At 64.8% G+C, this 12,497-nt stretch carries 10 protein-coding genes; 6 read left to right on the top strand and 4 right to left on the bottom strand.

Translation table 11 applies throughout. The features are described from left to right. Window positions 1-169 precede the first annotated feature (169 nt). The 3 genes from glpK to panB all read right to left on the bottom strand — a co-directional run bounded on the left by glpK (window position 170) and on the right by panB (window position 3,427). Entirely contained in the window at window positions 170-1,660 is a 1,491-nt protein-coding gene (gene glpK, locus A9D60_RS18770) for a glycerol kinase GlpK (protein ID WP_065268999.1), read from the bottom strand. 67 nt (window positions 1,661-1,727) lie between these two features. Continuing rightward, window positions 1,728-2,588, bottom strand: a complete 861-nt coding sequence (panC, locus tag A9D60_RS18765; RefSeq protein ID WP_065269099.1) for a pantoate--beta-alanine ligase — start codon at window positions 2,586-2,588, stop codon at window positions 1,728-1,730. Between the two features lie 8 nt (window positions 2,589-2,596). Continuing rightward, window positions 2,597-3,427 carry a 3-methyl-2-oxobutanoate hydroxymethyltransferase gene (gene panB, locus A9D60_RS18760; protein ID WP_065268998.1) on the bottom strand — a complete coding sequence of 277 codons (831 nt, stop codon included), beginning with the start codon at window positions 3,425-3,427 and terminating at the stop codon, window positions 2,597-2,599. Between the two features lie 164 nt (window positions 3,428-3,591). On the opposite strand from panB, the gene A9D60_RS18755 reads away from it, so the two are divergent. Together A9D60_RS18755 and A9D60_RS18750 are read left to right on the top strand one after the other, a co-directional pair. Then, window positions 3,592-5,070 carry an ABC transporter substrate-binding protein gene (locus A9D60_RS18755; RefSeq protein ID WP_065268997.1) on the top strand — a complete coding sequence of 493 codons (1,479 nt, stop codon included), beginning with the start codon at window positions 3,592-3,594 and terminating at the stop codon, window positions 5,068-5,070. 66 nt (window positions 5,071-5,136) lie between these two features. Continuing rightward, a complete protein-coding gene (locus tag A9D60_RS18750; RefSeq protein ID WP_065268996.1) occupies window positions 5,137-6,219 on the top strand; it encodes a hypothetical protein in 1,083 nt (360 codons plus the stop codon). Window positions 6,220-6,258: 39 nt separating this feature from the next. Here A9D60_RS18750 and A9D60_RS18745 read toward each other — a convergent pair whose 3' ends face one another. After that, window positions 6,259-7,380, bottom strand: a complete 1,122-nt coding sequence (locus A9D60_RS18745) for an acetoin utilization protein AcuC (RefSeq protein ID WP_141117978.1) — start codon at window positions 7,378-7,380, stop codon at window positions 6,259-6,261. 199 nt (window positions 7,381-7,579) lie between these two features. Here A9D60_RS18745 and A9D60_RS18740 point away from each other — a divergent pair, with 199 nt between their 5' ends. Genes A9D60_RS18740 through A9D60_RS18725 form a run of 4 tightly spaced genes read left to right on the top strand, consistent with a single transcriptional unit; the run spans window position 7,580 to window position 12,387 of the window. After that, on the top strand, window positions 7,580-8,527 hold the full coding sequence (locus tag A9D60_RS18740) for an ABC transporter permease (RefSeq protein ID WP_065268994.1): 948 nt from the start codon (window positions 7,580-7,582) through the stop codon (window positions 8,525-8,527). Beyond that, the gene (locus A9D60_RS18735; RefSeq protein WP_065268993.1) at window positions 8,524-9,339 is read left to right on the top strand and encodes an ABC transporter permease; all 816 of its coding nucleotides are present in this window, start codon (window positions 8,524-8,526) and stop codon (window positions 9,337-9,339) included. The genes A9D60_RS18740 and A9D60_RS18735 overlap by 4 nt, the downstream gene beginning before the upstream one ends. After that, window positions 9,336-10,943, top strand: a complete 1,608-nt coding sequence (locus tag A9D60_RS18730; RefSeq protein ID WP_065268992.1) for an ABC transporter ATP-binding protein — start codon at window positions 9,336-9,338, stop codon at window positions 10,941-10,943. The genes A9D60_RS18735 and A9D60_RS18730 overlap by 4 nt, the downstream gene beginning before the upstream one ends. Next, entirely contained in the window at window positions 10,936-12,387 is a 1,452-nt protein-coding gene (locus A9D60_RS18725; RefSeq protein WP_065268991.1) for an aldehyde dehydrogenase family protein, read from the top strand. Before A9D60_RS18730 ends, A9D60_RS18725 begins: the two co-directional genes overlap by 8 nt. Window positions 12,388-12,497 lie beyond the last annotated feature (110 nt).

Below are 12,497 nucleotides of genomic sequence, written 5' to 3'. Positions count from 1 at the left end.
GCTGCAAACACTTGGCTAGGCGCATGGAAGGGCAGACCTGCCCTTCCATCGCTTCTCAGCAAAAAAAGAAAACGCCGCGCAAAGCGCGGCGCCACGCCCAACTGTGAGGCGCATTCCATGAATGCGGCGGAACAGGCGGGAGCACCCCGCCCTGCCCGTTCCGCAGCGGTCAGACCCCGATCACCGCCTGCACCGCGCGCTGCCAGCGGGCATAAGCGGCCTGCCGCGCGGCGGGCTGCATCAGCGGCGAGAACTGGCGGTCGAGCTTCCAGGTGTCGGCAAAACCTGTCTGATCCGGATAGATCCCGGCCCGCATACCCGCCAGCCAGGCGGCGCCAAGCGCGGTGGTTTCCTGCATCACCGGGCGGTCGACGGCGGCGCCCAGGATGTCCGACAGGCTCTGCATGGTCCAGTCGCTGGCACTCATGCCGCCGTCGACGCGCAGGGTCACGGTGTGGTGGCTGTCGTCCTCCCAGTCGGCGCGCATCGCCTCATAGAGGTCGCGGGTCTGGTAGGCGACGCTTTGCAGCGCGGCACGGGCAAACTCCGCCGGGCCGGAGTTGCGGGTGAGGCCGAACATGCCGCCGCGGCATTCCGGCTCCCAATAGGGCGCGCCGAGGCCGGTGAAGGCGGGCACCAGGATCACATCCTGACCGGGATCAGCGCGCAGGGCGAGCTCGCCCGACTCCGATGCCTGTTCGATGATCCCCAGCCCGTCGCGCAGCCATTGCACCGCGGCGCCAGCGATGAAGATCGAGCCTTCCAGCGCATAGGTCGGCTTGCCGTCCAGCTGATAGGCAATGGTGGTCAGCATCCGGTTCTTGGAGACAACCGGCTCATCCCCGGTGTTCAAGAGCGCAAAGCAGCCCGTCCCGTAGGTCGATTTCATCATCCCCGGCTGGAAACAGGCCTGGCCGATGGTCGCCGCCTGCTGGTCGCCGGCCACACCCAGGATCGGGATTGCACCGCCCAGGATCTCCGGATCGGTGGTCCCGAAATCAGCGGCGCTGTCCTTGACCTCCGGCAGCATCTGCTGCGGCACGTCCAGCAGATCGCTGATGGTGCGGCTCCAGCGGCCCTTGCGGATGTCGTACATCAGTGTGCGCGCCGCGTTGGTGGCGTCGGTCACATGCGATGCGCCGACGGTCAGACGCCAGATCAGGAAGCTGTCCACCGTGCCGAACAGCAGATCGCCTGCCGCAGCACGATCGCGCGCACCCGGAACGGTGTCGAGAATCCATTTCACCTTGGTGCCAGAGAAATAGGGATCGAGCAGCAACCCGGTACGGTCGGCCACCATCTCTGCATGACCGGCCTCCCGCAGTTCTTCACAGATCGTGGCGGTGCGGCGGTCCTGCCAGACAATGGCATTGTGGATCGCCTTGCCGCTGGCCTTGTCCCAGACCACGGTGGTTTCGCGCTGGTTGGTGATGCCGATGCCCGCGATATCCGAAGCGGCGACATCTAAGTCCGCCATCACCTTGCGGCAGACCGCGACGGTGGTTTCCCAGATCTCCTCCGGGTCATGTTCCACCCAGCCCGCTTGCGGGTAATGCTGGGTGAACTCCTGCTGCGCGGTGCCCGCGACCTGCATCCCTGCATCAAACAGGATTGCCCGGGTCGACGTGGTGCCCTGATCAATTGCCAGAATATAGGTCATCGGCTGCCCTCCAGTCTCCTCTGACCGGGGACAATAAACGTAAAAGTGCTACCGCTACCAGCCCCTACTAAAAATTTAGTTGATGAACTGCGATATTGTCGATCAAGCGGATGCCATCCATCCAGGCCGCGGCCAGCAGGCGGGCGGGACGGGTTGGAGTCTCCAGCGCCTCCAGCGTTTCGGCGCAGCGCAGGTCGAAGTATTCCACATCACCGAAACCGGCCTCTGCCAGTGCCTGCCGCGCGGCGGCCTCCAGTGGCGCCCAGGAATCGCCCTCGGACGCCTTGGCGGCAGCTTCGCGCATCGCGGCATTAAGGGCCGCGGCCTTGGCCAAAGCCTCCTCCGACAGGCGCAGGTTGCGGGAAGACATGGCAAGGCCAGAAGGCTCGCGCACGGTCTCGCAGCCGATCACCTCAATCGGGATATCCAGATCGCGGGCCATGCGGGTCACCACCATCAGCTGCTGGTAGTCTTTCTGGCCAAAAAACGCCTTGTCCGCGCTGGTCTGCAGGAACAGCTTGGCAACCACTGTGGCGACGCCATCAAAATGGCCGGGTCGGAACGGGCCTTCCATCACCGCGGTGATGCTGCCGCCGACAGAGACGTTGGTGGCATAGCCGTCGGGGTAGATCTGATCCGGGTCCGGGACATAGATCAGGTCAACACCGTAGGGGGCGAGCTTGTCGGCATCCTCAAGTTCGGTGCGCGGGTAGTTCGCCAGATCCTCCGGGTTGTTGAACTGCTTGGGGTTCACGAAGATGGTCACGATCACGCGGTCGCAGGCCTGTTTGGCGGCCTCCACCAGCGACAGATGGCCTGCATGCAGCGCACCCATGGTCGGCACCAGGCCGATGGTTTCACCATTGCGGCGCCAGTCACCTGTCTGGGCGCGCAACTCAGACAAGCGGCGCAGGATCGGAGCAGTCATGCCAGCACTCATCCTTTGGAGGGCGCTTGGTCAGCGAACACATGCTCCGCTGCGGGGAAGGAACGCGCCCGCACTTCGGCGGCGTATTCGGCAATGCCGGCCTCCGCCAGCGGGCCAAGGTCGGCGTAGCGTTTAACGAATTTCGGCTTGAAGGCGGTGAAGAAGCCCAGCATGTCATCGACCACCAGGATCTGCCCGTCACAGCCTGCGCTGGCGCCGATGCCGATGGTGGGAATAGCCACCTCTGCGGTGATCTGGTCAGCCAGATTCTGCGGCACCTTCTCCAGCACGACGGAGAACGCCCCGGCATCCGCCACCGCGCGGGCATCTGCCAGAACCGCCTCGGCCTGCGCATCGCGGCCCTGCACCTTGTAACCGCCCAGGGTATTGATCGACTGCGGCGTCAGCCCGATATGCGCCATCACCGGAATGCCGCGCTTGACCAGGAAACGGATGGTCTCGGCCATCTCGACGCCGCCTTCCAGCTTGACCGCGGCGCAGCCGGTCTCCGCCATCAGCCGGGCGGCATTGCGGAACGCCTGCTGCGGGCCTTCCTCATAGGAGCCGAAGGGCATGTCGATAACCAGCATCGCCTTTTCCAGCCCGCGGGCGACCGCCTGGCCATGCAGGATCATCATTTCCATCGTGACGCCCAGGGTGGAGGTCAGCCCGTGCAGCACCATGCCGACACTGTCGCCGACCAGCACAAAGTCGCAGTGCTTGTCCATCAGCCGGGCCATCGGCGTGGTATAAGCCGTCAGGCTCACCAAAGGGGTGCCGCCCTTTCGGGCCCGGATGTCTTCGGCGTTGGGCGCCTGTTTCTTGGCTGTCGCGCTCATGGCTTCCTGTCCGCTGTTCGAATAGCGCCCGGATTACCAATTAACGCGGCGTGCTTCCAGTGCGCGAAATGTCCCGCGCCCTTGATTACGTTCGGGAAACAGGGAAACTCGTTTCCAATGGGCGCCATTTTGAGGCCCGCAGATTGCAAACAGGGAGATTTCCAATGGCCTTCAGATCCTTTGTTCTTGCCGCCAGTTCCACGCTGGCGCTGATGGCGGGCGGCGCCTGGGCCAAGGACAGCGTCACCATCGCCATGCAGCTGGAGCCGCCGCATCTGGACCCGACCAGCGCTGCCGCTCAGGCCATCGACTCGGTGGTCTACAGCAACATCTTCGAGGGGCTCACGCGCTTCATGGGTGATGGATCGGTGGTGCCGGGGCTGGCAGAAAGCTGGGAAATCTCCGGGGACGGCACCGTCTATACGTTCAAGCTGCGTGAGGGCGTGACCTTTCACGACAGCAGCGCGCTGGATGCGGAAGACGTGAAATTCTCGCTCGACCGCGCCCGTGCCGAGGACAGCACCAACGCGCAGAAGGCGCTGTTCGAGGGGATCGTTTCGGTGGAGGCACTGGACCCGCAGACTGTGCAGGTCACGCTGGAGGCGCCGAACGGCAGCCTCTTGTTCAACCTGGCCTGGGGCGACGCGGTGATCGTCGCACCGGAAAGCATTGAAGACATCAAGACCAATCCGGTCGGCACAGGCGCCTATACGTTCCAGGAATGGGTGCAGGGCGACCGCATCACCCTGGCGCGCAACCCGGACTACTGGGGCGACCAGCCTGCCCTGGCCTCGGCCACCTTCAAGTTCATCTCCGACCCCACCGCTGCCTTTGCCGCGATGATGGCCGAAGACATTGACGCCTTTGACAACTTCCCCGCGCCGGAGAACCTGCCGCAGTTTGACGCCGATCCGCGGTTCCAGGTGCTGGTCGGCTCGACCGAGGGCGAGACGATCCTGTCCACCAACAACAAGCAGCCGCCGTTTGATGACATCCGGGTGCGGCAAGCCCTGGCCCATGCCATCGACCGGCAGGCGATCATCGACGGTGCCATGTTCGGCTATGGCACCCCGATCGGCACCCATTTTGCGCCGCACCACCCGGCCTACAAGGACCTGACCGGCGCGTCCTCTTACGACCCGGAGCAGGCAAAGGCGCTGCTGGCGGAGGCGGGCTTCCCGGACGGGTTCGAGACCACGCTGCACCTGCCGCCTCCCTCCTACGCCCGCCGCGGCGGCGAGATTGTTGCGGCGCAGCTGGCGGAAGTGGGGATCAGGGCCGAGATCATCAACGTCGAATGGGCGCAATGGCTGGAAAGCGTGTTCCGCGGCAAGAGTTTTGGCCTGACCATCGTCAGCCACACTGAGCCGATGGACATCGGCATCTATGCCCGGCCCGAGTATTATTTCCAGTACGACAGCAAATCCTTCCAGGAACTGATGGCCAAGCTGGACACCACCACCGCCCCGGACCTCCGCACCGCACTGCTGCAAGAGGCACAGGAAATGATCGCAAAGGATTACGTGAACGGCTACCTGTTCCAGCTGGCCAAGCTGGGGGTGGCCAAGGCCGGGCTGCAGGGGCTGTGGGAGAACGCCCCCACGGCCGCCATCGACCTCAGCGCGCTCAGCTGGGCGGAGTAACAGTACTCCCGCGAAGCCCTCGCTGGCCGGGCTTCGCGGTTTCTCTTGTGAATTGGCAGCTTGAGTATGATCGTATCCGGTATCTTCCAGCCCCTCATCCGCCTTCTGGCTCTGGCTGCGGTGTGTTTTGGCTGCCTTGCCTGGCCAGCCTGGGCGCAGCAAGAGCTGTCGGGAATACTGGAAGGGGTGACCGGAAAACCCGAAACTCCGCTGGAAGTGGGCATCGGAATCAAGATCGACCAGATCGTCAACGTCGACCAGAAAGCCGAAAACTATGGCGCAGTCGCGGTCATCCGGGCCGAATGGACAGACCCGGCCCTGGCTTTCGATCCCGGCGCGTTCGGGCGGAATTACCGCATATTCCAACCTGATGCGCTGGCGGATTACGCCACATCCGCGGGTGCAGTCATTCCGGTCTTTGTGATCCAGAACCAGCAATCCAACCGCTGGATTCACCAATCCGCAGCCGGTGTCCGCTCAGATGGCCATGTGGTCTATGTTGAAAAATCCTCGCTGACGCTGCAGGCGCCGTATTTTGATTTCCGCAAGTACCCGTTCGACACCCAGCGGTTCCAGTTCGAAATCGCATCAGTGCTGCCGGCGGAATTCGTGAGCTACTATCCCTTGAACCAACACTCCGGGCTGGGCGGCATGCTGGGCGAGGAAGAGTGGATTCTTGGGAACGCACGCCTGATCAAAACCGATACCGAAGGGATTTCCGGGAATGACAGCGATCAGATCACGCTGGTGTTCGAAGGCAGCAGGCACATCACCTACTACCTGATCCGGGTATTCCTCCCCATGTTTGTGCTGATCACCGTCAGCTGGTCGGTCTTCTTCCTAGACGAGTACCGCAAGCGGATCGAAATCTCGGGTGCTAACCTGCTGGTCTTTGTGGCATTCAACTGGGCGATTTCGGCGGATCTGCCCAAGCTGGGATACCTGACATTTCTTGATTTCATCCTGCAGTGGATGTTCCTTGCCACAGGTGCGATCATCGTCTTCAACGTGGTGCTGCGCCGGCTTAAGCTGGCCGGGCGCGAGACCCTGGCCCGAAAGCTCGACAATTACGCGCTGAAGTGGATCTACCCCATCGGCTATGCGGCCATCGTCGGCTTTGCGGTGCTGAAGTTTCTGGTCACATCTTAGCGAGGCACAGTCTGCGCCTGGCATTCTGCAGATGCTGCGCTAACCCTTGAAATATCTGTCCTGCAGGTACGCCACCCGCTCTCGGATCTCCTGCCGCACTTCCCCGCCGCGCGGCTGGTCGCGCAGCGTTGTGAACCAATGCTCCGGCGGGTTGCGGCCCAGCCGGTTGCCGTTGAATTCCAGCCCGCGCAGCACCGTTTCGCCCGCAGCTGGCAGCCTCTCCGGCACCTCGAACCCGTTCAACGTGGCCCACACCCCGGTCCATAGCCGCCCGACCGACCAAGGGTTATAGCCGCCGCCGCCCAGCACCAGATACCGCGGTGCCATCCCCATCAGCGCCCGCACCACCGCCCAATGGGCGTTGTTCGACAGATCCAGATGCGGCAACGGGTCTTCAGTGACGGCATCCGCACCGCATTGCAGCACGATGGCATCCGGGCCAAAGGCCTCCACCGCCGGCAGGATCAACGCGTCGCGGATATGCGCCATTTCATCGTCATTGAAGCCGCGCGGCACCGGAAGGTTCAGCGCAGAACCGCCCGCGTCATCGGTCAGCGTGCCGGTCTTGGGCCAGAGGTTTTCCTCATGCACCGAGATCATCAGCACATCCGCATCGCCGGCAAAGCCATGCTCCACCCCGTCGGCGTGATGGGCGTCGATGTCCACATAGGCGATGCGCCGGGCGCCGTGGTGGCGCAGCGACAGCATCGCCAGCACCGGATCGTTCAGATAGCAGAAGCCGTTGGCCCGGTCCGGCATCCCGTGATGAGTGCCGCCCGCCGGGTTGTAGACGATACCGCCATCCGCCAGCAGCTCGCCCGCCAGGATCGAACCGCCCGCGGCGGTGGCCGGACGGCGGAAGATCTCCGGGAAAACCGGATTGGAAATGGTGCCCAGATGATGCCGGGCGCGGACCTCTGCACTGACCTCCTGCGCCGCCTCCGCCGCCAGCAGCGCCGCGACGTATTCGGGCGTGTGCCAGATGGTCAGCGCCGCCGGTTTGGCGCGGGGCGAATTCACATAGACCGCGTCCGGCAGCCAGCCCAGCGCGCGGGACAGGTCCATCACGGTCGAAACCCGCGGCACCCGCAAGGGATGGGTGCGGCCATAAGATGAGGCGCGGTAGATTTCCGATCCGATGAACAGGGGGCGGGACAGCATGGCATAGTCATAGCCTGCACGGCGCTCGAGGCGAAAGCCCCTGCGCACCGGCGCGGGCCCGGGACACCGTGCGATAGCCGCACGATTTACCGGTTCCAGGCGCTCAACCCGCTGAGAACGGGCGCTTATTTGCGTGCAACGCGGCCCGCCCCTCTCTCCCCTCTGGACCGCGACGCCCGGCCCTCCTAACGTGGCAGCCATGCTGCGTTATGCCCTGAAACGCCTGATTTCACTGGTCCTCAGCCTGGCCGTTGCCTCGCTGGTGATCTTCCTCGTGGTGGAGGTGGCGCCGGGCGACCCGGCCTCCTTCATGCTGGGGGTCAATGCGCAGCCCGATACAATTGCCGCGCTGCGCACGGAACTGGGGCTGGATCAGGGCAAGCTGGCGCGCTACCTCAGCTGGGCGGCAGGCATGCTGAGCGGTGATTTCGGCACCTCCTACACCTACCGCACGCCGGTTGCGGGAATGATCGCGGACCGGCTGTGGGTGTCGCTGCCGCTGGCGCTGTATGCGCTGACGCTCTCCACCCTCATTGCCTTTCCGGCCGGCATCTACGCCGCCGCCCGCCGCGGCAAGCCCGGCGATATGGCGGTGATGGGGGCCACCCAGCTAGGGGTTGCGGTGCCGAACTTCTGGTTTGCGATGATGCTGGTGCTGGTGTTTGCCATCAATCTGCGCTGGTTCGGTGCAGGCGGGTTTCCGGGCGGGGAGGCAGGGCTGTGGGCGGGGCTTCATGCGCTCACCCTGCCTGCCATCGCGCTGGCGCTGCCGCAGGCGGCGATCCTGACGCGGGTGATGCGCTCAGCGCTGCTGGACATCCTGGGCGAGGATTTCATGCGCACCGCCCGCGCCAAGGGCCTCAGCCGCCGCCAGGCGCTGTGGCGGCACGGGGTCAGGAACGCCCTGATCCCGGTGCTGACCATCATCGGGCTGCAGTTTTCCTTCCTGCTGGCGGGCGCCATCATCATCGAGCAGGTGTTCTACCTGCCTGGGCTGGGGCGGCTGGTGTTCCAGGCGATTTCGTCGCGTGATCTGATCGTGGTTGAGTCGGTTGTGATGCTGCTGGTCTTTGCCGTCATCACGGTGAATTTCCTGGTCGACCTCGCCTATGCACTGGTCGACCCGCGCCTCAGGAGCCGGACATGACCCGCAATCTGATCCTTGGCGGAGTTCTGTCCTCTCTGGTGCTGCTGGCGGCGGCGGTGTCGTTCCTGTGGACACCGTTTGACCACGCCGCGATGAACATCCCGGCCAAGCTGCAGACACCGAATACGCAGCACTGGCTGGGCACGGATCACTTCGGGCGCGACCTGATGTCGATGATCATGGTGGGCGCCCGCACCTCCATCGCCGTGGCGCTGGTGGCCGTCGGCATCGGCATGGGCGCCGGCGTGCCGCTGGGGCTGGCGGCGGCGGCGCGCAAGGGATCCTGGCTGGATGAGGGGATCATGCGCGGCAACGATCTGGTCTTCGCCTTCCCGTCGCTGGTGATCGCCATCCTGATCACCGCCGTGCTTGGCGCCGGGGCGGTCAACGCCATCATCGCCATCGGCATCTTCAACATCCCCGTCTTTGCCCGCATCACCCGCGGCGCGGCGCTGTCCCTGTGGGAACGCGAGTTCATCCTGGCCGCACGGGTGGCCGGCAAGGGCGCGGCAAGGATCTCAGCCGAGCATATCCTGCCCAACGTGATGAACCTCTTGATCGTGCAGGGCACCATCCAGTTTTCGCTCGGTATCCTGGCCGAAGCCGGCCTCAGCTATGTCGGCCTCGGCGCCCAGCCGCCCACCCCCAGCTGGGGACGGATGCTGGCCGATGCGCAGACCATGGTCAGCTTTGCCCCGCATCTGGCGCTGGTGCCGGGCCTTGCCATCATCATCACCGTTCTGGGGCTGAACCTGCTGGGCGACGGCTTGCGCGACCATCTGGACCCGAAGCTGCGGGTGGCCCGCGCATGACCCTGTTGGACGTCACCAATCTGTCGGTCAGAATCGGCGCCTTTCAGGTCCTGAAGGACGTGTCCTTCCACGTTGATCCGGGCGAGATTGTTGCCGTCACCGGCGAGAGCGGCTCCGGCAAGTCGATGACCGCGCTGGCTGTGATGCAGCTGCTGCCGGAACGGGCCGAGGCCAAGGGCTATGTCACCCTGGAGGGCACCCAGCTTCTGGAGCAGTCCGAGGCGAAGATGTGCGCCATCCGCGGCCAGTCCGTCGGCATGGTGTTCCAGGAGCCGATGACCGCGCTGAACCCGGTGAAAACCATCGGCGAACAGGTGATGGAAACGATCCTGATCCACAAGGCAATGCCGCGCGACCGGGCCGAGGCCCGCGCGCGGGAGGTGCTGGAGCGGGTCGGCCTGCCACAGGACCGCTTTCCGCTGTCGCGCTATCCGCATGAGCTGTCGGGCGGTCAGCGCCAGCGGGTGGTGATTGCCATGGCCATTGCCCTGCGCCCGAAGCTGCTGATCGCGGATGAGCCAACCACCGCGCTGGATGTGACCACGCAGGCGCAGATCCTGGAACTGCTCAAGGACCTGGTGCAGGACTATGGCATGGGCCTTTTGATCATCACCCATGACTTGGCGGTGGTGGCGGATCTGGCCGACCGGATCGGTGTCATGCGCCACGGCGAGGTGGTGGAGACCGGCCACACCGGCTGGCTGCTCCGGAACATGCGCCACCCCTACACGCGAATGCTGTTTGAGGCCTCCAGCCATCAGGTGGCTCTGCCGGAGCCGCCCGCCCCGGCGCCGCTCTTGGAGGTGAGGAACGCGGTCCGCGACTACAAGACCCCGCGCCCGTCGCTGTTTGCAAAACCCGGCAGCTTCCGCGCCGTGAACGATGTCTCCTTCACCCTGAACCGCGGCGAGCGGCTGGGGCTGGTGGGTGAGTCAGGCTGCGGAAAATCGACCCTGACACGGGCGATTCTGGGGCTGGAGCCGCTGCAAGGCGGCGAGATCCGGCTGGACGGGGAAGCCGTCACGACTCACCTTGAGCCGGCGATTCGGCGCAAGGTTCAGGTGGTGTTTCAGGACCCCTACGGCAGCTTCAACCCGCGCCACCACGTGGAGCGGCTGATCACCGAACCGTTCCATACGCTGCCCGAACCGCCAACCGGCGCCGCGCGCAGGGATCTGATTGCCGAGACCCTGAGTGCCGTCGGGCTGACGCCGGAAGATGCCGGCAAATACATCCACCAGTTCTCCGGCGGCCAGCGCCAGCGCATCGCCATCGCCCGCGCCCTGATCACAAAGCCGGAGCTGATCATCTTTGACGAGGCGGTCTCCGCCCTAGATGTCTCCGTCCGCGCCCGCATCCTCGACCTGCTGGCAGAGCTGTGCGCGGCCTATTCACTGACATACCTGTTCATCAGCCACGACCTCAGCGTGGTGCGCACGGTCACCGACCGCTGCCTGGTGATGAAACAGGGCGAAATCGTCGAGCAGGGCGGCATCGAAGCCGTGTTCAGCAATCCCCAGCACCCCTACACCCGCCAGCTGATCGCCGCAGCCCCGGTGCTGCCCGATCTCGACGGCCTCGAAAGGAGCCCCCAGCATGTCTGATCCCCTCTGGTTCAATCCCGCGCTTTGCCTCATTGGCGGCAAGTGGCTGCCCGCGGCAAGCGGCGGCGCGCTGCCGCTGGTGAACCCCTCCGACGGCAGCGAAACCTGCCGGATCGCCCGCGGCGGCGCGGCGGATATCGAGGCCGCGGTGCTGGAAGCAGAGGCGGCGCTGGACGGCGCCTGGGGCCGTATGACCGCGCTGGAGCGGGGCCGCATCCTGACCCGGATCGGCCAGTTCGTGCTGGAGCGGGTAGAGTTGCTGGCGGTGATTGAGGCGATGGACGTGGGCAAGCCGCTGACCCAGGCACGCGCAGACGCGGTGGCGCTGGCGCGGTATTGCGAGTTCTACGGCGGCGCGGCAGACAAGGTGATGGGGGAAACCATCCCCTATCTCGATGGCTACACCGTCTATACCCTGCGGGAGCCGCATGGGGTGACCGGGCATATCGTGCCCTGGAATTACCCGATGCAGATCATCGGCCGTTCCGTGGGGGCCGCACTGGCGATGGGCAATGCCTGCGTGCTGAAACCGGCGGAGGAGGCCTGCCTGACCGCCCTGGCCTTTGCCCATATCGCGATGGAAGCAGGATTGCCCGCGGGGGCGCTGAACGTGGTGCCGGGACTGGGGGCCGAGGCCGGCGCGGCGCTGGCCGGGCATCCCAGCGTGCATCATATCTCCTTCACCGGGTCAGTGCGCACGGGCGCGCTGGTGCAGCAGGCGGCGGGGGCCAATGTGGTGCCGGTGACGCTGGAGCTGGGCGGCAAATCTCCGCAGCTGGTGTTTGATGATGCTGATCTGGACGCTGCCCTGCCCTTCCTTGTGAACGCGGGCATCCAGAACGCGGGCCAGACCTGCTCCGCCTCCTCGCGCATCCTGGTGCAGCGCGGAGTGTATGAGGAGGTAAAGGCGCGGATGGCAGAGGCCTATGGCGCGCTGACCGTGGGGCCTGCGGCGGAGGACCTGCGGGTCGGGCCGCTGATCTCCGCCCGGCAGAAGCAGATTGTCGAAGACTACCTCAAACAGGGCGCGGACCTGCCGGTGGCAGCACAAGGGGCAATCGTTGCCAATGCGCCAGAAAGCGGCGCCTATGTTCGCCCCACCCTGTTTGCGGATGTGCCTGAGGACCATGTGCTGGCGCGGGAGGAAATCTTTGGCCCGGTGCAGGTGCTGATCCCGTTTGAGACCGAAGAAGACGCGCTGCGGATTGCCAATGCCACCGACTATGGCCTTGTCGCCAGCGTCTGGACACGCGACGGGGCGCGGCAGATGCGGCTTGCGAAGAAGCTGAAGGCAGGCCAGGTGTTCCTCAACAACTATGGCGCCGGCGGCGGGGTGGAGCTGCCGTTTGGCGGGGTCGGGAAATCCGGCCACGGGCGGGAGAAAGGCTTTGAAGCACTGTATGGGTTCTCGCAGCTGAAGACCGTGGCGGCGCATCACGGGTAGTATCTGAAAATAGGTCAGCCATTATGTCCAAATGTTTCGCGCGCGAAACATTTGGACAGAGACTCTGCCACTAATTGTATTGTGTCACTGAAAATCCGCCGCAAGACCGG

This window comes from Leisingera sp. JC1, from assembly GCF_001679925.1.
In the GTDB taxonomy this organism is placed as follows: domain Bacteria; phylum Pseudomonadota; class Alphaproteobacteria; order Rhodobacterales; family Rhodobacteraceae; genus Leisingera.
Note: the sequence above shows the minus strand (reverse complement) of the source record. Positions and strands in the feature narration are given on the sequence as shown.